Genomic DNA, 22,518 nt, shown 5'->3' on the forward strand with positions numbered 1-22,518 from the left:
TCGTCGGGCGGGCTGCCCGCGATCGAGGAGTTGGGGATCATGAAGCTGTTGCGAGTCGGTACGGCGGGGTCGGAGCGGCCCGCGCTGCTCGACGCCGACGGAACCCTGCGAGACCTGTCGGGCGTCGTGGCGGACATCGACGGCGACCTGCTCGCCGACGAGGGCGCGCTCGACCGCATACGGGCCGCCGCCGCGGCCGGTGAGCTGCCCGCCCTGGACGGCACGGGGCTGCGCGTCGGACCGCCGGTGGGACGCATCGGCAAGATCGTGTGCATCGGGCTGAACTACCACGACCACGCCCGCGAGACCGGGGCCGAGCCGCCCGCCGAGCCCGTCGTCTTCTTCAAGGCGCCGGACACGGTGGTCGGGCCGCACGACACGGTGCTCGTGCCGCGCGGGTCCGTCAAGACCGACTGGGAGGTGGAGCTGGCGGTCGTCATCGGGCGCAGCGCCCGCTACCTGGAGTCGGCGGAGGAGGGGCTCGCGTGTGTCGCCGGGTACGCGGTCGCGCACGACGTGTCCGAGCGGGAGTTCCAGATCGAGCGCGGCGGGACCTGGGACAAGGGCAAGAACTGCGAGACGTTCAACCCGCTGGGCCCGTGGCTGGTGACCGCCGACGAGGTGCCCGATCCGCAGCGGCTGCCGCTGCGGCTGTGGGTGAACGGCGAGCTGAGGCAGAACGGCACGACCGCCGAGCAGATCTTCCCCGTCGGGGAGGTCGTGCGGTACGTCAGCCAGTTCATGGTGCTGCGGCCCGGTGACGTCATCAACACCGGGACGCCGGCGGGGGTGGCGATGGGGCAGCCCGAGCCGAAGCCGTACCTGCGGGCCGGGGACGTGGTCGAGCTGGAGGTCGAGGGGCTGGGGCGGCAGCGGCAGGAGTTGAAGAACGCGTAGGCGCTCCGCCGGGGGAAGGGGAGGGGCGCCGGGGAGTGCGGTTCGGTGTCGGCCGCGGGGTGACTGTGGCTGGTCGCGCCCACGCGGCGGAGCCGCTCAGGTCACAGTCCCGCGCCCCTCGGGGCACGTCTTCTCAGGTAAGGAGTGAAGCCAGCCGGCGCCAGCCTTCCCTCGGCAGGCGGGTCATGTCGTCCTCCACCAGCTGGAGGGCGACATGGTCGGCGCCCGCGTCGTGGAAGGCGTCGATGCGGGCGCGGACCGTGGCCTCGTCGCCCCAGGCGAAGACGGCGTCGATGAGCCGGTCGCTGCCGCCGCCGCTGACGTCGGCGTCGGTGAAGCCGAGGCTGAGGAAGTTCTTCGTGTAGTTCGGCAGCTTCAGGTACATGGCCAGATAGGCGCGGGCCGTCGCGCGGGCGCGGGACGGGTCCGAGTCGAGAACGACCTTGAACTCCGGGGCCAGCAGCGCACCCCCGCCGAGCCGCTCGCGGGCCTGCGCGGTGTGCTCGGGCGTGACCAGGTACGGGATGGCACCCGCCGCCCGGTCCCGGGACAGGTCCAGCATCTTCGGGCCGAGCGCGGCCAGCACCCGGTGGCCGGAGCGCATCCCGGCCCGGTCCAGCTCGTCCAGGTAGCCGACCATCGTCGAGTACGGGCGGCGGTACCCCTCCACGCGCGGGCCGTGGCTCACACCGAGGCCCAGCACGAAGCGGCCCGGGTGGGACACCTCCAGCTCGGCGAAGCTCGCCGCCGCCTCGGACGCCTTGTGCTCCCAGATGCTCTGGATGCTGGTGCCGACCACGATCCGCTCGGTCGCCCCGATCAGCGGCGCGGCGTGCCGGGCGGCGCTGTTGCCGCCGAGCCACAGGGCGCCGTAGCCGAGCTGCTCCAACTCGGCGGCGGTCTCGGCTCGTTCCGCCGCGCCCTCCGGGTCCTCGGAGCGCAACCGGCCACTCCAGACGCCGTACCGTCCGACCGATTCCTTCAGGGAAGCCGTCGCCTCGTTCATCGCTTGCGATCCCTCCGGTGGGCACCGTGATCATCCTGCGTGTCTGCCAGACAACCACGGGTACCCACCGCTGATTCCCCGACCACGCCGTCCCGGCCGGCCGGGCTACTCGCCCAGGAACCGCTCCAGCGCCTCGACGACCAGCCGGTGGTCCTCCACCTGCGGCAGCCCGGAGACCGTCACCGCACCGACGACGCCGACGTCCGCGACGGTGAGGGGGAAGGAGCCGCCGTGCGCCGCGTAGGTGTCGGGGTCGAGCCGCGAGGACTCCTCGAAGGTCGTGCCCTTGGCCCGGAAACGCGAGCCGACCAGGTACGACGCCGAGCCGTACCGCTCCACGACGCGGCGTTTGCGGGCGATCCAGGCGTCGTTGTCGGGGGTCGAGCCGGGCAGCGCGGCGTGGAAGAGCTGCTGTCCGGCGCGGTGGATGTCGATGGCGACCGGCGCCTCGCGCTCCCGGGCCAGCTCGACGAGCAGGGAGCCCAGCGCCCACGCGTCGTCGTGGGTGAAGCGGCGGAAGACCAGGCGGCGTTCCTGCTCCTCCAGCTCCGCCACGGTGGGTGTCGTCGGTGCCGTGCTCACAGGGACACCACCACTCCGTCGCGGGCCGACCTGCGGGCCGCCTCCAGTACGTCCAGGGCGGCGGCCGCCTCCAGCGCGTCCACCGGGTTCGGGCCGCCCTCGCGCAGGGCCTTGGCCACGGCGGCGTAGTACGCGGGGTAGTCGCCCGCGACGGTCGCCGCCACCTGCCCGCCGCCGGTCAGCGGGGAGTCCCCGGCGCCGACGCGGCCCCACAGCGACTCGTCCTCCTCGCCCCAGCCGGGGCCCGGCCGCTTGCCCTCGCGCAGCGCCGCCTCCTGCGGGTCGAGGCCGTGCTTGACGTAACCCGCCTTCGCGCCGAGCACCCGGAAACGGGGGCCGAGCTGGGCGGCGGTGGAGGAGACGTAGAGGTGGGAGCGGACGCCGTTCGCGTGCGTGAGCGCGAGGAACGTGTCGTCGTCCGCCGCCGCGCCCGCCCGCCGGACCACGGACTCGGCGTACACCTGGGTGACCGGGCCGAACAGGACCAGGGCCTGGTCGACGACGTGGCTGCCGAGGTCGTACAGGAGGCCGCCGATCTCCGCCGGGTCGCCGGACTCGCGCCAGCCGCCCTTCGGCTTCGGCCGCCAGCGCTCGAAGCGGGACTCGAAGCGCCACACCTCGCCCAGCGCGTCCTCGGCGAGCAACTTGCGCAGGGTCAGGAAGTCGTTGTCCCAGCGGCGGTTCTGGAAGACGGAGAGCAGCAGGCCGCGCTCCTCGGCCAGCGTCGCCAGCGCACGCGCCTCGGCGGCCGTGCCCGCCACCGGCTTGTCCACCACGACCGGCAGACCGGCCTCCAGGGCCCGCGTCGCGAGCGGTACGTGCGTCTTGTTCGGGGAGGCGACGACGACCAGGTCCAGCTCGCCGGCCCGGTCGAACAGCTCGTCGGGGCCCGCGACGGTACGCACGTCCGGGAACTCGGCGCGGGCCTGCTGCTGCCGCTCCGGGTTCGAGGTGACGACCGTGTCCAGGGCCAGGCCCTCGGTGGCGGCGATCAGCGGGGCGTGGAAGACGGAACCCGCGAGGCCGTAGCCGACGAGGCCGACGCGCAGAGGGGGATTGCCGGGAGGAGTACCAGTCATGCGTCCTACTTTCGCAACGGTGTTGCCAAAGTGCAAGCGCCGGGGACAATGGGGGCGTGAACAGGAGCAACGGCGGAGGTACGGGGATCGGCGCGGGCGTAGGCACCGGTGCGGGTGCGGGTACGGGCGGTGGCGCGAACCTGCTCGCCCCGCGCAGCCACAACACCGCCCTGGTGCTCGACCTGCTGCGCACCGCCGGCGGCGAGGGCATCAGCCGGCTGGAACTCGCCGAGCGCACCGGGCTCACCCCGCAGGCGGTCAGCAAGATCACCGCCCGGCTCCGGGGCGAGGGCCTGGCCGTCGAGGCCGGACGCCGCGCGTCCACCGGCGGCAAGCCGCGCACGGTACTGCGCCTGGTGCCCGGGGCGGGCCACGCCCTCGGCGTCCACCTGGACCGCGACGAGCTGCGCGCGGTGCTGGTCGACCTCGACGGCACCGTGCTGGGGGAGCGGTGCGCCCCACTGGACCTGGGCGCGGGGGCGGAGACCGTACTGGAGGAGGTGGCGCGGGCGGCGGAGGGGCTGGAGTCGTCGGTCCCGGGGGAGCGGGGCCCGGCGCCTGCCGTCGTGGAGGGCGTTCGGTCGCCCGGTGGTCCTCTCGGCGCCGTTCCCACCCTCCTCGGGCTCGGCGTCGCCCTTCCGGGGCCGTTGGACCACGTCCGTGGGGTGCTGCACCGGGTCACCGGCTTCCCGGAGTGGGACGGCTACCCGCTGCGGGACGCGCTGGAGCGGCGGCTGGGCGTGCCGGTCGTCGTCGACAAGGACACCAACGCGGCGGCGCTCGGCCTGGCGGTCGGCGGCGCGGGAGGCGGGGAGGACGGGACCGGGAGCGGGTCCTTCGCCTACCTCCACCTCGGTACCGGGCTCGGCGCCGGTCTCGTCTTCGGCGGCGGCGTGCACCGGGGTGCCCGGACCGGCGCCGGGGAGTTCGGGCACCAGGTCGTCCAGCTCGACGGGCCGCCCTGCACCTGCGGCGCCCGGGGCTGCATAGAGGCCCTGTGCCTCGCCGCCGTCGCCCGCGGAGACCTCGCGGAGGCGGCGAGGGTGCTCGGCACGGGCGCCGCGAACCTCGCCGGGCTGCTGGACATCGACCTGGTGCTGCTGGGCGGCCGTACCGTCGCCGCCGCGCCCGAGGCATTCGTCCAGGGCGTCGGCGCGGTCCTCGGCGCCCGCGCCCGGCGCGAGGGCGGTCACGACGGAGCCGTACCGGTGCGGCTCGCGCCGGGCGGAACGCGCGGGGTCGCGGAGGGCGCGGCCCAACTGCTGCTGGCCCCGCTGTTCGGCCGGGGCGAGGGCGGCTGAGGCGGGGCAACACGGTGGGCCCCCGGCCCGTCACCCGCGTCTGCGACCATCCCTGCGTGGACTATCCGAACGACCAGGCCCCGGGCGCCCCCGTCCGCTCCGGGATTCCCGAGCACGGGCGCGTGCCGAAGTACTACGCCGTCAAGGCGCGGATCGACCGACTCGTCGACGAGCTGGGGGAGGGCGGCACCATCCCCACCGAGCGGGACCTGTCCGAGCGCTACGGCGTCGCCCGCGAGACCGTGCGGCAGGCCCTGCGCGAACTCGTGCTGGAGGGCAAGCTGCGCCGGCAGGGGCGCGGCACCGTGGTCGCGGGGCCGAAGCTGGCGCAGCCGCTGTCCCTGGCCAGCTACACCGAGGGCGTCCGGCGCCAGGGGCGCACCCCCGGCCGTGCCCTCGTCACCCTCGATCGCTTCCCCTGCCCCGACGCGCTCGCCGCCGAGACCGGCCTCACGCGCGGGGAGCCCGTCTGGCACCTGGAGCGGGTGCTGCTCGCCGACGACGAGCGGGTCGGGCTGGAGAGCACCTACGTCGCCGTGGCCCGCATCCCCGACCTGGACACCGCCTTCGACCCGGACTCGTCCTTCTACGCCCACCTCGCCGCGCAGGGCATCGCCTTCGGAGACGCCGACGAACGCATCGAGACCGTGCTCGCCACCCCGCGCGAGGCCCTGCTCATCGGCACCCCGCCGGCCCTGCCGATGCTGCTCATCCACCGGGTCTCCCGGGACACCGAGGGCCGCCCGCTGGAGCGGGTGCGCACGCTCTACCGGGGTGACCGGTTCTCGTTCACGGCCCACCTGAGCGGCTGAAAAACACCCTTGCCGGATGCCCGGTAGAATAACGAAAAGGTAACGGGTCTAGCCCAAACGTGATGACCAGTTCACGCTCTCGTTGTCAGCCGGATTCCTCCGGTTCCCCGATGCCAAGGAGCGTGGCGGTCGTGAAAGTGATAGTCGTCGGAGCCGGCGTGGTGGGCACCATGCACGCGTGGCACGCAGTGAACCGCGGCCATGAGGTCGTACAGATCGAGCGCGAGACCGAGGCCCGGGGCGCCTCACTGCGCAATTTCGGCCAGATCTGGGTCAGTGGCCGAGCGGGCGGTGAGGAGCTGGAGACCGCGCTGCGGGCCCGGGAGCTGTGGGAGGAGATCGGCGGCCGGGTCCCGGCGCTGGGCTTCCGCCCCAACGGCTCCCTGACCCCGCTCCGCGGCGACCTGGAGCGCGCCGTCGCCGAGGCGGCCGTCGCCCGCCCGGACGCCGCCGCCCGCGGCCACAAGCTGCTCACCCCCGGCGAGGCCCGCGCCCTGAACCCGGCCCTTCGCGGCGAGTTCGACGCCGCGCTGTACTGCGAGCGCGACGCCGCCGTGGAACCGCGCACCGCCCAGCTCGCCCTGCGCGCGGAACTCCGCAAGTCCCCGCGCTACACCTTCCTGCCCGGCCGCGAGGTCCGCGACGTCGTCGGCGAGAGCGCCGTCCGCGACGACCACGGCGACACGCACACCGGCGACGTCGTCGTCCTCGCCACCGGCGCCTGGCTCGGCGGCCTGGTGCGTGAACTGGCCGGACCCGACCTGCCCGTGCGCCGGGTCCGCCTCCAGATGATGCAGACCGACCCCCTCGGCGAACCGCTCACCACCTCGGTCGCCGACGCCGACAGCTTCCGCTACTACCCCGCGTACGGCTCGCCCGCCCTGGACGAGCTGAACGCCCGGCAGCCGCAGCCGGCCACCGCGGCCGAGCACCGGATGCAGCTGCTGATGGTCCAGCGCGCCGACGGCGGCCTGACCATCGGCGACACCCACGAGTACGAGCACCCCTTCGCCTTCGACACCGTCGAGGACCCCTACGAGCACCTCACCGGCGTCGTCGAGTCCCTCCTCGGCCGCCCGCTGCCCCGGGTCCGCCGCCGCTGGGCCGGCGTGTACGCGCAGTGCACCGACAAGAGCCGCGTCGTGCACCGGCAGCAGGTGCGCGACGGCGTGTGGCTGGTCACCGGGCCCGGCGGGCGCGGCATGACCTGCTCACCCGCGATAGCCGAGACCACCGCGAACGAACTGGGCTGGTGAACCCCCTGATGAACACGACCTCCCCCGACAACCGCCTCGTCGTCCTCGACATGGCCGGCACCACCGTCGCCGACGGCGGCCTCGTCGAGCGCGCCTTCGACAGCGCCGCCCGCGCACTCGGCGTCGCGCCCGGCACCCCGGACCACGCCGAGAAGCTCGACTACGTCCGCGCCACCATGGGCGAGTCCAAGATCTCCGTCTTCCGGCACCTGTTCGGCGACGAGGACCGCGCCCGGCGCGCCAACGCGGCCTTCGAGAAGGCGTACGGCGAACTCGTCGACGACGGCCTGATCGCCCCCGTCCCCGGCGCCCGCGAGGCCGTCGAGGAACTCACCGCCGACGGCCGCACCGTCGTCCTCACCACCGGCTTCGCCCGCGTCACCCAGGACGCCATCCTCGACGCGCTCGGCTGGCGCGACCTGGTGCCGCTCACCCTGTGCCCCGCCGACGCCGGCGGCCGCGGCCGGCCGTACCCGGACATGGTGCTGGAGGCGTTCCTGCGCACCAAGGCCGCCGACGACGTACGGCAGGTCGCCGTCGTCGGCGACACCTCCTACGACGTGCTCAGCGGCGTACGCGCCGGTGCCGGACTGGTCGCCGGGGTGCGCACCGGGGCCCACGGCGACGACGCCTTCCGCGAGGCGGGCGCGACCCACGTGCTGGACTCCGTCGCCGCTCTGCCCGCCCTCCTGCGGGGAGCAGCCGGCTGATGAGCACCACCAGCAGCGGCATCCGCTTCGACTCGGTCACCGTCGCCTACGACGGCAACGTCGTCCTGGACGCCCTCGACCTCACCGTCGGACCGGGCGAGGTCATGGCGCTGCTCGGGCCGTCCGGATCCGGCAAGACCACCGCGCTGCGGGCGGTCGCCGGGTTCGTACGGCCCGCCTCCGGGCGGGTGTTCCTCGGCGACCGCGACGTCACGGCACTGCCCCCGCACCGGCGCGGCATCGGCATGGTCGTCCAGCAGTACGCCCTGTTCCCGCACATGCGGGTGGAGGACAACGTCGCCTTCGGGCTGAAGGCCCGCAAGGCCGCCAAGGCCGAGATCCGGACCCGGGTGTCCGAGGCGCTGGAGATGACCGGCATGGGCGCCTACGCCCGCCGCCACCCCCGCGAGCTGTCCGGCGGCCAGCAGCAGCGCGTCGCCATCGCCCGCGCGCTCGCCGTCCGGCCGGACGTCCTGCTCCTCGACGAACCGCTGTCCGCCCTCGACGCCCAGCTGCGCTCCGGCATGCTCGCCGAACTGGCCCGCCTGCACCGCGAACTGCCCGACGTGTCGATCCTCTACGTCACCCACGACCAGGTCGAGGCCCTCACCCTGGCCGACCGGATCGCGGTGATGGACAAGGCCCGCCTCCAGGCCTGCGGCACCCCGCGCGAGCTGTACCGGGCGCCGGCCAACGCGTTCACCGCGTCCTTCGTCGGCAACGCGAACCTGCTGCCGGTGACCGTCGGCGCCGGGGGAGTGTCCTTCGGGGAAGCCGAGATCAAGGTGGACACGGGAGGAGCCGCGGCAGGCGCCTCGGCCACCCTGTGCGTACGCCCGCACCTGGTCGGACTCGGCGACGGCCCCAACCGGATCACCGGCACGGTGCGGGAGATCCAGTGGCGGGGCGCCACGCACCGGCTGTACGTCGACGTCGCCGGACACCAGGTCATGGCCGACGTGCGGGAGTTGCGGGAGCCGCCGGTTCTCGGCGAGGCCGTGACGGTGCACTTCGCCGCGGACGACGCGGTGCTGCTGCCCGCGGGGGTGGGCCGTGACTGAGGTCGCACCCGGGCCGGGGGCCGGTGGGGGCTTGTCGCGCCCGCCGCGCGGTAGCCGGAAATCGAGCACAGCCCCGCGCCGCCCCTACGCAGCGCTCCTGTGGGCCCTCCCGCCGGCGGCCCTGCTCGCCCTCTTCTTCCTCTATCCGCTCGCCCTCGTCGTCCAGCAGTCCTTCCAGCCGGACACCGGCGGCACCTCGCTCCAGCCGTACGCCGACGTCTTCGCCTCCGCCGCCTTCCGCGAGGCGCTGTGGACCACCGTGTGGCTGGCGGTGGCGGCCACCGCCGGCTGCCTGGTGCTCGGGTTCGTCCTGGCGCTGGTCATCGCCTTCGTGCCCTTCCCCGGGTCGAAGGCGGTGGCCCGCTTCATCGACGTCTTCCTGTCCTTCCCGTCCTTCCTGATCACGCTCGCCCTGCTGTTCGTCTACGGCACGGTCGGCATGGCCAACGGCGCGTGGACCGACGTGACGGGCGCGGCCGAGGGGCCGTTCCGGTTCCTCACCACGCCCTGGGGGGTGCTGCTCGCGGAGATCACGTACTTCACGCCCTTCGTGATGCGCCCGCTGCTCGCCGCCTTCTCGCAGCTCGACACCGCCCAGCTGGAGGCCGCCGGTTCGCTGGGCGCCCGCGCGCCGCGCATCGTCCGGCGGATCATCCTGCCCGAGGCGCTGCCCGCCCTCGCGGCCGGCGGCAGCCTGGTTCTCGTCCTGTGCCTGAACGAGTTCGGCATCGTCCTGTTCACCGGCGCCAAGGGCGTCACGACCCTGCCGACCCTCGTCTACGGCAAGGCGATCCTGGAGTCCGACTACCCGGGCGCCTGCGTGGTCGCCGTCGTCAACGTCCTGATCTCCGTGGGCCTCTACGGCCTCTACCGGGTGGTGAGCCGCCGTGCTGGTGCATAGCCGCGGAGCGAGGTGGGCCGTGTGGACGGTCTTCCTCGTCCTCTTCCTGCCCCTGTTCGCCCTCCCGCTCCTGGTGGTCCTCGGCGCCTCCTTCGCCACCCGCTGGTCCAGCGTCCTGCCCTCCGGCTTCACCACCGCCCACTACGAGGCCGCCACCCGCGGCGAGGCCCTCCAGGCGCTCACCACCAGCCTGGTCACCGCCACCGCCGCCAGCCTCCTCGCCCTCGTGGCCGGCACCTGGGCCGCCCTCGCCGCGGCGGCGCTGGGACAGCGCTACCGCAAGGCGCTCGACGCCCTGTTCGTGCTGCCCCTCGCCGTGCCCTCCGTCGTCGTCGGCCTCGCCACCCTGGTCGCCTTCTCCCAGCCGCCGATGCTGCTCAACGGCACCCGCTGGATCGTGATCATCGCCCACACCGTGCTGGTCACCGCCTTCGCCCACCAGTCCGTGTCCGCCGCCCTCACCCGCCTCGACCCGGCCTACGAACAGGCCGCCGCCTCCCTCGGCGCCTCACCGGCGTACGTGCTGTGGCGGGTGCGGCTCCCGCTGCTGCTGCCGTCCCTGACCGCCGCCGCCGGCCTCTGCTTCGCCCTGTCCATGGGCGAGCTGAGCGCCACGATGATGCTCTACCCGCCCGACTGGACCCCGCTGCCCGTCCTGATCTACGCGGCCACCGACCGCGGCGCCCTGTTCACCGGCTCCGCCGTGGCCGTGGTCCTCATGACGGCCACCCTCCTGGTGCTGCTCGCCGTCTCCCGGATCCGCACCAGAGCCTCGTACCGCTGAACCGGCACCCGCCGAACCGGTACCGCCGAACCCGACCCCCGCCCCGACCCCGCAAGGAGTTCACCTCGCCATGCCCAGGAACGCCCGCAAGCCGCTCGCCGCCGCCGCTCTCGCCGTCCTCGCCGTCCCGCTCACCGCCTGCTCCGGCACCTCCGCCGCCTCCGACGAGAACGTCGTCACCGTCTACAGCGCCGACGGCCTCAAGGGCGAGAACGGCGACGGCTGGTACGACCGGGTCTTCGCCGACTTCGAGAAGGAGACCGGCATCAAGGTCGAGTACGTCGAGGGCGGCTCCGGCGAGATGGTGCAGCGCACCGTCCGCGAGAAGCGCAACCCGCAGGCCGACGTCCTCGTCACCCTCCCGCCCTTCATCCAGCAGGCCGACACCAAGGGCCTGCTCCAGAAGTACGCCCCCGAGGGCGCCGACCACGTCAGCGGCGCCGACAAGTCCGCGACCGGCACCTGGACCGCCGTCGTCAACAACTACTTCGGCTTCGTCCACAACACCAAGGAGCTGAAGCAGGCCCCCACCACCTGGGAGGACCTGCTCGACGGCAGGTACGAGAACAAGCTCCAGTACTCCACCCCCGGCGTCGCCGGCGACGGCACCGCCGTCATCGTCAAGGCCATGCACGACTTCGGCGGCGAGAAGCCCGCCATGGAGTACCTGAAGAAGCTCCAGGCCAACAACGTCGGCCCGTCCGCCTCCACCGGCAAGCTCGCCCCCAAGGTCGACAAGGGCGAACTGCTCGTCGCCAACGGGGACGTGCAGATGAACTACGCCCAGTCCAAGTCCATGCCGAACCTCGGCATCTGGTTCCCGGCCCGCGAGGGCGGAAAGCCCACGACCTTCGCCCTGCCCTACGCGGCCGGCCTGGTCACCGACGCCCCGCACACCGAGAACGGCAGGAAGCTCCTCGACTACCTGCTGAGCCAGAAGGCGCAGCGGCAGGTCAGCGAGATCGGCGGCGGTTTCGCGGCCCGCCAGGACGTCAAGGCCACGGACGCCAACGCCATCGCCCTCACCGGCCTGATGGACGGCGTGGAGGTCTTCGACCCCGACTGGAACGACATCGAGAAGAACCTCACCTCCTACATCGACGCCTGGAAGGAGGCGACGGGCAGCTGAGGAGACCGGGAGCCGAGCCGACCGGGAACTGAGACGAGCGTTCCCTCAAGATCCGGCACTGTTTAGGCTGGGGCGCACGCAGGACCGCCCAGGCAGGAGACCGAGCACATGGCAGACCGCAAGCCCATCGAGTCGTGGCTCACCGACATGGACGGGGTCCTCATCCACGAAGGCGTGCCGATCCCCGGCGCCGACGCCTTCATCAAGAGGCTCCGCGAATCCGGCAAGCCCTTCCTGGTCCTCACCAACAACTCGATCTACACCCCGCGCGACCTGCACGCCCGGCTGCGCCGCATGGGCCTGGAGGTGCCGATCGAGTCCATCTGGACCTCGGCGCTGGCCACCGCCAAGTTCCTGGACGACCAGCGGCCCGGCGGCTCGGCGTACGTCATCGGCGAGGCCGGCCTGACCACGGCCCTGCACGACATCGGCTACATCCTCACCGACCACGACCCCGACTACGTGGTCCTCGGCGAGACCCGCACCTACTCCTTCGAGGCCATGACGAAGGCGGTACGCCTGATCAACGCGGGCGCCCGCTTCATCTGCACCAACCCCGACGAGACCGGCCCCTCCGCCGAGGGGCCGCTCCCGGCGACCGGCGCGGTGGCCGCCCTGATCACCAAGGCGACCGGCAAGCAGCCGTACTTCGCCGGCAAGCCCAACCCGCTGATGATGCGCACCGGGCTCAACGCGATCGGCGCCCACTCCGAGACCAGCGCGATGATCGGCGACCGCATGGACACCGACGTGCTGGCCGGGATGGAGGCCGGGATGCAGACCTTCCTCGTCCTCACCGGCCTCACCCGGCCCGAGCAGGTCGAGAACTTCCCGTACCGCCCGTCCCAGGTGGTCGACTCCATCGCGGACCTCGTGGAACGGGTCTGAAACGCGGATGTTCCCCGCATGACCCGATCGGAGTAGCGCACCCCCGCGCAGGATGCGGTGACGCGTCCCGCGGGGCAGCCTCCAGGTAACTGGAGGTACACGATGGGCTCACTGAAAGTCACGCTCTGTGCCGGAGCCGCGCTGGCCACCGTGCTGTGCGCACCGGCGGCCCACGCCTACGCGGCGGACGGCGGGGGTGTCTCCGTGACACCGTCCTCGCCCGCCCCCGGCACCGACGTCACACTCCGCGTGCCCGACTGCACCGAGAAGACGGCCGTCGCCGTGTCCGCGGCGTTCGAGACGGACGTACGGCTCAGCCTGGCCGCGGGCGACGGCGTCCTCGTCGGCTCCAGCCGGGTGCGCACCACCGTGCGGGCCGGTGCGTACGCCGTACAGGTCAAGTGCGGCGACCGCGCCCGCAAGGGCACCCTCACCGTCGAGGAGAACCGGCGCCCGGACACCCGGCCGTCCGCACCCGCCTCGCCCGTCGCCCCGGTGGACGCGGGCGGCGGCGGCACCGCGCGGCTGGCCGCCGACAGCGCGGAGCAGGCCCGCTCCGCGCCTCCCGGCACGGCGCACACCGTGACCGGCCTGGTGCTCGCGGGCATCGCCGCCGTCGCCGTGGCGCTGCGCAGCGTCCGCAGCCGGAGCCGCGGGACGGACTGACCATGTCCGAACAACACGCGCGGGACACCGCGCCGACCGCCGCCCCCGGCGGCCGCCTGGTGACCGGCATCGCCTGGGCGGTGCTGCTCCTCGGGCTGTGGCTGTGGGGCCGCGAGGCCACCGACGTGCGCGAGGGCATATCCCGGCCGGCCACCGGCGACATGGCGGCGGCCGGGCGTCCCCCCGACGTCCCCCTGCCCCCGGCCCGCGCACCGCTCGGCGACGCCCGTCCGCAGCGGCTCGACGTCCCCGAACTCGGCATCGACGCCCCCGTCGTGGCCCGCGGCCTCGACACCGAGGGCGCCATCGAGCCCCCGCCCTTCGACCAGCCCGGCACCGTCGGCTGGTACGCGACCGGCGTCACCCCCGGAGCGGCCGGCACCGCCCTGATGGTCGGCCACGTCGACACCGAGACCCGGCCCGCCGTCTTCTACGAGCTGAGCACCCTGGAACCCGGCGAGACGATCCGGGTGACCCGCGCCGACGACGAGGTCGCCGAGTTCACCGTCGACGACGTCCAGGTCCTCACCCGCGACGGCTTCGACGCCCAGCAGGCCTACGGACCGCGCGAGACGGAACGCGCCGAACTCCGCCTCATCACCTGCGGCGGCACCTTCGACCACACCACCGACAGCTACACGGCCAACGTCGTCGTCTCCGCCTACCTGACCGGAACCGCCTCCGCCCGCGACGTCATCCCGTGAGCGGTCCCGTGTCCCGGGCCGCCTGCGCGAGGGCACGGACCGGTCCCGTCTCGCCGGCCGTCGGCCAGATCAGGGCCCAGCTCGCCGTCGGAGCGTCGTAGGGGCGGAGATAGCGGAGGCCGTGCCACTGGTAATAGCGTGCGGCATCGCCGTGGACGAGGCTGATCGCCTCGCCCGCCGCGACCACGGCGGCCAGTTCCTGGAACGAGGAGACCTTCGGGCCGCGCCGGACGGGCCGGCCGCCGGGGGTGTGGGTGGGGACGAGCGTCTGCTGCCAGTACTCGGGGATGGGTGTGGCCGAGTGCGGCAGGGGCCAGTCGGCCAGGTCCTCCATGCTGACGGCGTCGCGGCCGGCGAGGGGGTGGTCGGTGGCGACCATGAGCAGCAAGGGTTCGGTCACGACGATCGGGCCGACGGTGAGATCCGGTTCGCGGACCGGCAGCCAGGCGGTCGCCACGTCCACCGAGCCGTTCCGGAGGGGGCCGAAGGGGTCTGTGAAGACGACCTCCTGGATGCGGAGGACGACCTCGGGGTGCCGGCTGCGGAACAGGTCGAGTACGCGTACCTGGTCGTGTGCCTGCGGACCGTGCAACCCGAGGGTCAGCGTGCTCGTCGTGCCACGGGCGGCGGCGGTGGCCGCGCGGGTGCCGTCGAGTATCTGCTGGTAGCCCGCGCCGAGGTCGCGCCGCAGTTGTGCGCCGATCGCGGTCAGCTCGACCTTGCGGCTGCTCCGGGCGAAGAGGCGCGCTCCGATCCTTCGCTCCTGCTTGGCGATCGACTGGCTCACGCGCGCCTGCGACACGTGCAGCCGGTCCGCCGTCCGGCCGAAGTGCAGCTCCTCGGCCAGCGTCAAGAAGATCTCGATGTCCCGCAGTTCCACCACTTGCCCCCGCCCTCAGCGATAACTCCTGGGTTATCAGACCATGTGAAACGAGCGATTGTTCGCGCCCTTCCCGCCCTGCATCCTGGGCCGGATACGGGGAGGCAGGGAGAAGAGATGCGGATGCGGAGCGTGGTCACGGCCGGTGCGGCGGTCCTGGCGCTGACGGCGGTCAGCGGCTGCGGCGGTGACGAGGGCGGCGGCGAGGGCACGGCGGCCGGCGGCGGGGGCTACGGGCAGTCCGCGGGCAGCGGGGGGCGGCTCATGGACACCGAGACGGAAGGCCGTCCGAGCGCCGCCACCATGGCGGACATCGAGGCGTTCGTCAGCGCACGCACCACGTGCACCGATCTGCACATGAAGGACAAGGACTACGACGACGAGGATGACCCGGAGGCGGAGTCGACCGGCACGCTGTGGGGCATCAGGGAGCGTGCCGTGTGCTGGGACGCGAAGCGGAACGGGATCACGCTCATGTCCGTCGACGACATGAAGAGCTTCCAGACCCAGGCGCGGAAGCGGGGCCCCGCCGGGTACCTCGTCGGGGAGGACTTCGTCGTCACGGGTGGCCCCACGACGCGGGCCGACCTCAGGGGGTCGGGGCTCCTCGCCCTCGTCTGTGACCCGGAGACCCGGATCCCGAGCGGCTACACGAAGGAGAAGGGCCTCGTGGACGGCTGCACCCTGACCGATTTCATCTCCTGACGCCGGGCGTGTGCGGCTGGACAGCCGGCCGCTCCCCTCGCCCGGGAACCGCATGGGTCCAGGCCGCGTATGTCAGGATTGAGCCTCGGAACAGTGCACCCAGGGGGGTTGGATGTACGGCAGCAAGCCGGCCGGAATCACGTCCAGGAGGCGGGCTGCGTCGGCGGCGGCACTCGGAGCGGCGGCCCTGCTGCTCGCGGGCTGCTCCTCGTCCGGCGACGGGGACGACAAGGGCGCGGGCGCCGGGATCACGCAACAGCCCAAGGAGGCCGACCCGTTCTGGGTCAACCCCGACGGCACCGCGGCCCAGCAGGTCGCGTCCCTCGCCGAGGACGGCAAGAAGGACCAGGCCGAACAGATCCGCAAGATCGCCCAGCAGCCGACCGGCGAGTGGATCAGCCCGGAGAGCCCCGAGGAGCAGGCCCGCGGCTTCACCGAGGCCGCCGACGAGGCCGGCCGCACCGCGCTGCTCGTCCTCTACAACATCCCGCACCGCGACTGCGGCCAGTACTCGGGCGGCGGCGCCGCCGACGGCAACGCCTACCGCTCCTTCGTCGACGGCGTGGCCAAGGGCATCGGCGACCGTGCCGCCACCGTCGTCCTGGAACCGGACGCGGTGCTCCACCTCGTCGACGGCTGCACCCCGCAGGAGTTCCACGAGGAGCGCTACGACCTCCTCAAGGGCGCGGTCGCCAAGCTCGGCGCCCTGAAGAACACCAAGGTGTACCTGGACGCGGGCAACGCCGGCTGGGGCCACCCCGACCAGATCTTCGACCCCCTGAAGCGGGCCGGCATCGACCAGGCCGACGGCTTCTCGGTCAACGTGTCGAACTTCTACACCACCGAGGACTCCATCGCCTACGGCAAGCAGCTCTCCGCCAAGGTGGGCGGCAAGCACTTCGTCATCGACACCAGCCGCAACGGCAACGGCCCCTACGCCGAGGGCGCCCCCGACGAACGCTGGTGCAACCCCCCGGGCCGGGCCCTCGGCGAAACCCCGACGACGAAGACCGCCGACCCCCTGGTCGACGCCTACCTCTGGGTCAAGCGCCCGGGAGAGTCGGACGGCGAATGCAAGGGCGGCCCGAAGGCGGGGGAGTGGTACGCCGAGTACGCCTTGAAACTGGCGCAAGGGTAAACGCGCTCAGGGGCGCGGGGCTGTGACATGTGCGACTACCGCCGCGTGCGCGCGATCAACCACGACGCTCCCGCACCCCTGGTCACCACCTGCGGGAGCGCTACGGCAACCCGCGGGAGCGCTACGGCACCCGCACCCACTCCGCCTTGCTCGGCGTCCCCTCCCCGTCCGTCACGAACATCATGTACCACCCCGACTGCACCAGGTTCTTACCCGTGGGCACCGTCACCGTCAGCTTGTCCCCGTCCGCCTTGAAGTCCAACGCGATCGACCGCTGATCCACATCCGTGACATGCGTGGACGCACTCGGCCGGATCAACCGCACCTTCTTGACCGTCGACGCCGCACGCGAGGTGAACGTCCCCGACTCACCGCGCGCGATGGTCTGCGGGCCACCGGACAGGTCCGGCCGCGAGTCCCGGTACAGGTACGGCGGCGTGTAGATCTCCACGCGCTGCTCGAACTTGCCCGGCTTGGTGTTGGCCTTGTCGGCGTAGAGCGAGTCCGAGCCGAAGAACATCAGGCGCCCGTCGGGCAGCAGGATCGACCCGGAGTGGTAGTTGCGGCCCACCAGCGGATCGGCGACCCGTTCGAACGAGTTCGTGTCCGGGTGGTACAGCCGCGCCTGGAGGATGTTGGAGTCGCCGCGGCCCCGGTAGTCCGCCGAGCCGCCGGAGACCAGCACGCTGTCGTCGGGCAGGATCGAGGCCTGCGGATAGCGCGTGCCCTTCTCCAGTGACGGCCCGTCCACGAACTTCGGGTCGTCCGCCTTGAGGTCGGCGATCCGGGTCTTCTCGCTGGAGAGCTTGGACTCGCCGACCCCGCCGCCGCCGATCACCATGTACTTCTCGTCCTGCGCCGGCGGCAGCAGCACCGTGTTCGCCGTCTCCAGCATGTTCGCGTCGCTCATGCCGGGGACCTTGGTGAACTTGTTGGTCTCCACGTCCCAGACGCCCGGGGTGCGGCCCACGTCGTCGGGGCCGTAGCCGGCGTTCGCGCCCGAGTAGAAGACCTTGCCGTTCTGCATCAGGAACAGCGCCGGGTAGGTCGGGAACTGGCGGACCTTGTCGGTGTAGGTCCACTTCTTGGTCTCCGGGTCGTAGACCTCGTTCTTGCCCGGGACCAGCTGGCCTATGTCGTCGAGGCCGGAGACGCTGAGGACCTTGCCGTCGCCCAGGGTGGTGAGCGTCGGGTACCAGCGGGCCTCGTGCATCGGGTCGACCTTGATGTACTTCTCGGCGACCGGGTCGAACTCGAAGGCGTCCCGGATGCCCTGGAAGTCCTTCTTGTCGAGGGCGAGCTTCTGCGCGATGCCGTACGTGTTGCGGGCGTCGGCACCCGACAGGCCCTGGATGCGGTAGTTGTCCTCCGTGCCCGTCTCGTACTTGCTGCCGCTCTGCTGCGCCTCGACGTAGATCCGGCCGAGGCCCGGGTCGTTGCGCACGAACGCGCCGGTCGCCGGGTCGAAGACCTTCTTCGCGCGCGGCACCAGCACGGGGTCCTTGGAGACGAAGGTCTTGCCGTTCTCCCTGCCGGTGAACCGGGTGCCCGCCGGGAGGGTGATCGGCTTGTCCGGGTTCTCGTTGTGGACGACCATCAGGCCGCCGGCCTTGGTGACGTCGCCCTTGAGCTTCTCGTACCGCCTGGTGCCGCCCGCGATCAGCAGGTTGCCGTTGGCGAGCTGCGTGTGCCCGGTGCAGAACAGGTCGGTGGGCGTCGGCACCTTCTTGATGGTGCCCTTGACGGGGTCCCAGATCCGGGTGTCGTACTGCTTGTCGTCGGAGTTGTCCTGGTTGTTGCCGGACCCGGCGACCATCAGCACCTTGCCGGTGCGCAGCAGTGCCGCGTGGATGGTGTTCTGCCGGTACTTCTCGGGAAACTCGATGATCTCCCACTTGCCGTTGGCGGCCTTGTACTCCGGCTTGTTGATCTTGTACTGGTGGTATTTCTCGGTCCCGAAGCGGTAGAGCCACGGCCCGTTCATCCCGGCCAGCGCTACCACCACCGCCGTACCTATCGCGAAGCGACGGGCGCGGCGGCGGCCGGCACGGTCTTTCATTCCTTACGTCCCCCAAGTCCACCAAGGGCGATCTGCATGGTCTGGTCGTCGCCCCCGTCGGCGGAGGCGGCCCAGTTGGGCCTCTGCTGCGGTGCGTGTGCCGCGTGTCGTCCGTGCGGCTGCTGCGGCGGGATCCGCGGTGCGGGCTCCGCCGCCGCGACCGGCGGTCGCTTCTTCGCCTTCCTCAGCTCGTGGCGCCAGGCGAACATCGGCGACGCGGTGATCAGCAGCGCGAAGGTCGCCCAGATGATCATCGCGGGGTGCGAGTGGCCGAGGGCGACGCCGGCGGCGATCGAGCCGGCGAAGATCACGATGAAGTACCAGTGGTACCGGAAGGTGCCGAACAGGGTGTCCGGGCTGGCCGAGTCGCCCTTCGGGGTCACCACGAACTTGCTCTTGCGGCGCAGCACGGAGTCGATGAGCGCCTTCGCGTACAGCGGCGCCGACAGCGCGGACATGATCATACCGGCCACACCGCCGGAGCCCTCCGGCTCGTGCGGCGAGACGTTGTGGCGGCGGTTCCAGACGTAGAGGCCGATCTGGAGCGCGGAGGCGTTGCCGTAGAGCATCAGCCAGACCGCCGGGTCGATGTTGACGCCGGACGCGCCCAGGCCCAGGAACAGGCAGCAGCTCAGCGCCGCCAGGATCCAGTTCAAGGCCGACATCGGATAGAAGATGATCATCATCGTGTAGTTGAAGAGCTTGCTCGGCGGCAGCGAGTACCAGCCCTTCCAGTACTGCTTGAGGATCGTCTCGTACGTCCCCCGCGACCAGCGCATCTGCTGGGTGAAGAAGTCCGTCCAGGCGTTCGGGCCCTCGCCGACCGCGAGCACGTCCGGGGTGTAGACCGAGCGCCACTTGCGGCCGGTGGCCGGGTTCCTGTGGCGGTGCATCTCGAAGCCGGTCGCCATGTCCTCGGTGATCGAGTCGTACAGGCCGCCGATCTGCTTGAGCGCCCTGATGCGCACCGCGTTGGAGGTGCCCACGAACATCGGCCCGCCGTAGCGGTTGCCGGCGCGCTGGATCAGCGCGTGGAAGAGGAACTGCTGCGACTCGGCGGCCTTGGTGATCGGGTTGTCGTAGTTGCCGTAGACCTGCGGGCCGATGACGAAGCCGACGTCCGGGTCGCGGAAGAAGCCGAGCATTCGCTCCAGGTAGTTGGGCAGCGGCACGTGGTCGGTGTCGACGGAGGCGAAGAAGTCGTAGTCGTCGCCGTGCGCCTCCAGCCAGGCGTTGTAGTTGCCGTGCTTGGTCTTGGCGCGGTGCGGGCCCTTCTTCCGGTTCCACTTGGCGACGCCCTTGCGGGAGAAGTGGTGCACGCCCAGGCGCGCGCACACCTCCTTCACCTCCGGGTCGTCGCCCTCGTCGAGGAGCCAGACGTGCATCAGACCGCGGTGGCGGATCTTCACGGCCGCCTCCAGGGTCTTCGTCACCATCTCCAGCGGCTCCTTGCCGGGCACGAAGGAGGTGAGGAAGGCGACCCTGGTGCCGGTCTCGGGCACCACCGGGACCGGGTCGCGGGCGACCAGGGTGGCGTGCGCGTTCGACAGCACGTTCAGGCAGCGGAACAGCTCGATCAGCCCGATCGCGACGAGCATCACGATGTCGAGCGCGGGCAGCCAGTCGAAGGCCACGTAGTCGCGCTCCGTCCAGTGCTCCGGCTGGAGCAGCCAGACCAGCAGCACCACCGACAGCAGCGGCGCGGCGGCCAGCATCAGGGCGACCCGGATGCGGTGCGGCTCCTGCGAGATCAGCGAGCGGTACTGCACCCGGTACGGCTTGTCCGGGTCGGGCTGGGTGAGGGGGCCCGCGAGGCGGCTGTAGTGCTCGTAGTCGTACTTCGGCAGCGTCTTCTTTATCCGGCGGAACGAACCGGTGTTCCAGTTCCGGTGCCCGGGCACCCTGAGCTGGGTGGTCTGGGACGGGTCGTGGTCTGGCCCGGCGCCGGACGGCGTCGACGTCATGAGTCATTCCCCCCACACGCGGGTCATGCGTGTTTCGTCGCTTTTTTCGCCTGCTCCGGTCCCCCTCGACCGTCACGGACGTGTCAGTGGTGGGTCACTGTCACCACGGCATGCACACCTTATATAGACATGGAATGGCGACCCCCGGTTGCAGGGGGCCCTCGGCGTCCCCTCGGCGCCCGGCCCCGCAACCGGACCAGGGTTCTACGGCGTTCGCCATGATCGCAAGACGTCCCGGCGCCGGACACGCCGAAGGCCCCCCGTGTGATACGGAGGGCCTTCGACCGTCGGTGCGCCGCCAGGGACTCGAACCCCGGACCCGCTGATTAAGAGTCAGCTGCTCTAACCAACTGAGCTAGCGGCGCCTGCTGACCTGCACAACTCTACCGGATGCCGACCGGTGCTCCGGACCACCGTCCGCGGCCCCGCCCACCGCTCGCGGCGGCCGGGTACATCATTCGGACCGTCAACATGCGAGTGGTGTGGACAGTTGAGAAACTGACCGACATGTACCGAAGTGCACCGCCGCGGACATCCGTACCGGGAGTGTGAGGGGAATCGCATGGAGACTCCCGTATTCGAGGAGATCGAGCCCGCGAGCGACTGCGACTGCGCCGGCTGCCGTCACCGGCGGCGCGTTCTGCCGCACGCCCCGGCAGGCCGGGCGCTCGCCCATCCGGCGGCGTACCGCGCGCTGGTCGTGGCCGCCGCCGCCGCTTCCGCCACCGCCGTGTCCGCCCTCGGCGCGGGGTCGGCGGCGGCGCTCCCCGCGGCCGCCCATGCCCCCCATCGGCCGGGCGTTCCCGCAGGTGACGAGCCCGGTACCCCGCAGGGACCCCGGGCTCCGCTGCACGGCGCGACGGGCCGGCCCGCGGCGCCCCCGGCCGGTGCGGAACTGGCCGGCATCACCCGTACCGAGATCATCGACCGGGCCAGAACCTGGGTGGACGCGAAGGTCCCGTACAGCATGACCGCCTACTGGTCCGACGGTTACCGGCAGGACTGCTCGGGCTTCGTGTCGATGGCCTGGAAGCTGCCCGCCAACGAATGGACCGGAAGCCTCGCCACCGTCGCCGACCGCATCACCAAGGAGGAGCTCCAGCCCGGCGACATCCTGCTCTTCCACAACGCGTCCGATCCCCAGGAGGGCTCCCACGTGGTGATCTTCGGCGGCTGGACGGACGGCACGCACACCGCCTACACGGCCTACGAACAGACCCCGCCGCACACCCGCAAGCTCGACACGCCCTACGCCTACTGGAGCAACTCCGCCAAGTACCTGCCGTACCGCTACAAGGGGGTCACGGCGGGCAAGGCGGGCACGGCGGGCGCCGAGGAGGCGCCGCCCGGGGCCGCGGGCCCCGCCTCCCACGGGGTGGCCGGATACCCCGGCCGGGCGATGTTCGGGCCGGGCGCGGACAACCCGTACGTCACCCGGCTCGGCAGGCAGCTGGTGAAGAAGGGGTTCGGCACGCACTACACGAAGGGGCCGGGTCCGCGCTGGGGCGAGGCGGACCGGCGGGGTGTCCGGGACTTCCAGCGCGCCCAGGGCTGGCGCGGCGGAGCGGCGGACGGCCTCCCGGGCCCGGAGACCTGGCGGCGGCTCTTCTCCTGACCGCACCGGGGTGATCACCCGTTCATGACGCGTCTGGCGCGGAGGCTGGAGCACGCATGAGTACGAACACGACATCCACGACATCGTCCCCGGAGCCGCAGAGCACCGTTCCGGCCCCGGTGCCGGAGGGGCCCGACGCCGCGGCGGCGACCGGTCAGCGGCCCGCCCGGCTCATCCACAACGAGGCCACCACCGAGATCCCGGTCCACCTGCTGTTCCGCGACGACCCCGACCCGGTGCCGGTGCCGGTGCGGCCCGCGGTCGTCGCGCGGCGCCAGGGGCTCGGGGAGCGGTCGGGCGAACGGCCGGGCACCCGGCGCCCCGTCGCCGCGCGACCGCGTCCGGCGCCCCGGATCGACCCGGAGCTGACGGAACGTCCGG

At 72.2% G+C, this 22,518-nt stretch carries 21 protein-coding genes, 1 tRNA gene and 1 pseudogene; 16 read left to right on the plus strand and 7 right to left on the minus strand.

Features of this window, described 5'->3' with window-relative positions; all coding sequences use genetic code 11:
* Positions 1-39: 39 nt before the first annotated feature.
* Positions 40-897 (plus strand): fumarylacetoacetate hydrolase family protein, encoded by an 858-nt coding sequence (locus BZZ08_RS27060; RefSeq protein ID WP_104634842.1) that lies wholly within the window; start codon positions 40-42, stop codon positions 895-897.
* Positions 898-1,030: 133 nt separating this feature from the next.
* Here the strand turns inward: BZZ08_RS27060 and BZZ08_RS27065 are convergent, their stop codons facing one another.
* The 3 genes from BZZ08_RS27065 to BZZ08_RS27075 all read right to left on the minus strand — a co-directional run bounded on the left by BZZ08_RS27065 (position 1,031) and on the right by BZZ08_RS27075 (position 3,564).
* Complete coding sequence (locus BZZ08_RS27065) at positions 1,031-1,903, minus strand: LLM class F420-dependent oxidoreductase (RefSeq protein WP_104634843.1); 873 nt, start codon at positions 1,901-1,903, stop codon at positions 1,031-1,033.
* Between the two features lie 105 nt (positions 1,904-2,008).
* Positions 2,009-2,485, minus strand: coding sequence for a heme-degrading domain-containing protein (locus BZZ08_RS27070; RefSeq protein WP_104634844.1), 477 nt, complete (start codon positions 2,483-2,485; stop codon positions 2,009-2,011).
* Complete coding sequence (locus BZZ08_RS27075) at positions 2,482-3,564, minus strand: Gfo/Idh/MocA family oxidoreductase (protein WP_104634845.1); 1,083 nt, start codon at positions 3,562-3,564, stop codon at positions 2,482-2,484. The genes BZZ08_RS27070 and BZZ08_RS27075 overlap by 4 nt, the downstream gene beginning before the upstream one ends.
* A gap of 56 nt (positions 3,565-3,620) precedes the next feature.
* On the opposite strand from BZZ08_RS27075, the gene BZZ08_RS27080 reads away from it, so the two are divergent.
* The 11 genes from BZZ08_RS27080 (at position 3,621) to BZZ08_RS27130 (ending at position 13,776) form a co-directional block, all read left to right on the plus strand.
* The gene (locus BZZ08_RS27080) at positions 3,621-4,865 is read left to right on the plus strand and encodes an ROK family transcriptional regulator (protein ID WP_104634846.1); all 1,245 of its coding nucleotides are present in this window, start codon (positions 3,621-3,623) and stop codon (positions 4,863-4,865) included.
* Positions 4,866-4,921: 56 nt separating this feature from the next.
* A complete protein-coding gene (locus tag BZZ08_RS27085) occupies positions 4,922-5,677 on the plus strand; it encodes a GntR family transcriptional regulator (protein ID WP_104634862.1) in 756 nt (251 codons plus the stop codon).
* Positions 5,678-5,787: 110 nt separating this feature from the next.
* Positions 5,788-6,933: a TIGR03364 family FAD-dependent oxidoreductase gene (locus tag BZZ08_RS27090; RefSeq protein WP_198601716.1), complete on the plus strand. Its 1,146-nt coding sequence runs from the start codon at positions 5,788-5,790 to the stop codon at positions 6,931-6,933.
* An 8-nt stretch (positions 6,934-6,941) separates the two neighbouring features.
* The gene (locus BZZ08_RS27095) at positions 6,942-7,643 is read left to right on the plus strand and encodes a phosphonatase-like hydrolase (RefSeq protein ID WP_104634864.1); all 702 of its coding nucleotides are present in this window, start codon (positions 6,942-6,944) and stop codon (positions 7,641-7,643) included.
* Entirely contained in the window at positions 7,643-8,704 is a 1,062-nt protein-coding gene (locus tag BZZ08_RS27100; protein WP_104634847.1) for an ABC transporter ATP-binding protein, read from the plus strand. The genes BZZ08_RS27095 and BZZ08_RS27100 overlap by 1 nt, the downstream gene beginning before the upstream one ends.
* A gap of 31 nt (positions 8,705-8,735) precedes the next feature.
* Positions 8,736-9,605 (plus strand): 2-aminoethylphosphonate ABC transporter permease subunit, encoded by an 870-nt coding sequence (locus BZZ08_RS27105; protein ID WP_104634848.1) that lies wholly within the window; start codon positions 8,736-8,738, stop codon positions 9,603-9,605.
* The gene (locus BZZ08_RS27110; protein WP_198601717.1) at positions 9,592-10,389 is read left to right on the plus strand and encodes an ABC transporter permease; all 798 of its coding nucleotides are present in this window, start codon (positions 9,592-9,594) and stop codon (positions 10,387-10,389) included. Before BZZ08_RS27105 ends, BZZ08_RS27110 begins: the two co-directional genes overlap by 14 nt.
* A 70-nt stretch (positions 10,390-10,459) precedes the next feature.
* Positions 10,460-11,518 carry a 2-aminoethylphosphonate ABC transporter substrate-binding protein gene (locus tag BZZ08_RS27115; protein WP_104634850.1) on the plus strand — a complete coding sequence of 353 codons (1,059 nt, stop codon included), beginning with the start codon at positions 10,460-10,462 and terminating at the stop codon, positions 11,516-11,518.
* Between the two features lie 108 nt (positions 11,519-11,626).
* Positions 11,627-12,406 carry an HAD-IIA family hydrolase gene (locus BZZ08_RS27120; protein WP_104634851.1) on the plus strand — a complete coding sequence of 260 codons (780 nt, stop codon included), beginning with the start codon at positions 11,627-11,629 and terminating at the stop codon, positions 12,404-12,406.
* 102 nt (positions 12,407-12,508) lie between these two features.
* The gene (locus tag BZZ08_RS27125) at positions 12,509-13,072 is read left to right on the plus strand and encodes a hypothetical protein (RefSeq protein WP_104634852.1); all 564 of its coding nucleotides are present in this window, start codon (positions 12,509-12,511) and stop codon (positions 13,070-13,072) included.
* A 2-nt stretch (positions 13,073-13,074) separates the two neighbouring features.
* Complete coding sequence (locus tag BZZ08_RS27130; protein WP_104634853.1) at positions 13,075-13,776, plus strand: class F sortase; 702 nt, start codon at positions 13,075-13,077, stop codon at positions 13,774-13,776.
* On the opposite strand, the gene BZZ08_RS27135 is transcribed toward BZZ08_RS27130, so the two are convergent.
* The gene (locus BZZ08_RS27135) at positions 13,766-14,659 is read right to left on the minus strand and encodes a LysR family transcriptional regulator (RefSeq protein WP_104634854.1); all 894 of its coding nucleotides are present in this window, start codon (positions 14,657-14,659) and stop codon (positions 13,766-13,768) included. The genes BZZ08_RS27130 and BZZ08_RS27135 overlap by 11 nt on opposite strands.
* A gap of 114 nt (positions 14,660-14,773) precedes the next feature.
* Between BZZ08_RS27135 and BZZ08_RS27140 the strand changes: the two genes are divergently transcribed.
* Entirely contained in the window at positions 14,774-15,361 is a 588-nt protein-coding gene (locus BZZ08_RS27140; protein WP_104634855.1) for a hypothetical protein, read from the plus strand.
* A 112-nt stretch (positions 15,362-15,473) separates the two neighbouring features.
* Positions 15,474-16,499: a glycoside hydrolase family 6 protein gene (locus BZZ08_RS27145; protein ID WP_104634856.1), complete on the plus strand. Its 1,026-nt coding sequence runs from the start codon at positions 15,474-15,476 to the stop codon at positions 16,497-16,499.
* A gap of 121 nt (positions 16,500-16,620) precedes the next feature.
* Here BZZ08_RS27145 and BZZ08_RS27150 read toward each other — a convergent pair whose 3' ends face one another.
* The 3 genes from BZZ08_RS27150 to BZZ08_RS27160 all read right to left on the minus strand — a co-directional run bounded on the left by BZZ08_RS27150 (position 16,621) and on the right by BZZ08_RS27160 (position 20,887).
* Positions 16,621-18,558 carry a kelch motif-containing protein gene (locus BZZ08_RS27150; protein WP_104634857.1) on the minus strand — a complete coding sequence of 646 codons (1,938 nt, stop codon included), beginning with the start codon at positions 18,556-18,558 and terminating at the stop codon, positions 16,621-16,623.
* Positions 18,555-20,522, minus strand: coding sequence for a glycosyltransferase family 2 protein (locus BZZ08_RS27155; RefSeq protein WP_104634858.1), 1,968 nt, complete (start codon positions 20,520-20,522; stop codon positions 18,555-18,557). Before BZZ08_RS27155 ends, BZZ08_RS27150 begins: the two co-directional genes overlap by 4 nt.
* 291 nt (positions 20,523-20,813) lie before the next feature.
* Positions 20,814-20,887, minus strand: a tRNA-Lys gene (locus tag BZZ08_RS27160).
* Positions 20,888-21,084: 197 nt separating this feature from the next.
* On the opposite strand from BZZ08_RS27160, the gene BZZ08_RS27165 reads away from it, so the two are divergent.
* Together BZZ08_RS27165 and BZZ08_RS27170 are read left to right on the plus strand one after the other, a co-directional pair.
* Positions 21,085-22,137, plus strand: coding sequence for a peptidoglycan-binding protein (locus BZZ08_RS27165; RefSeq protein WP_104634859.1), 1,053 nt, complete (start codon positions 21,085-21,087; stop codon positions 22,135-22,137).
* Between the two features lie 56 nt (positions 22,138-22,193).
* Positions 22,194-22,518: pseudogene (locus BZZ08_RS27170) on the plus strand (SPFH domain-containing protein); the annotation flags it as partial.

Source organism: Streptomyces sp. MH60, from assembly GCF_002939385.1.
GTDB lineage: Bacteria > Actinomycetota > Actinomycetes > Streptomycetales > Streptomycetaceae > Streptomyces.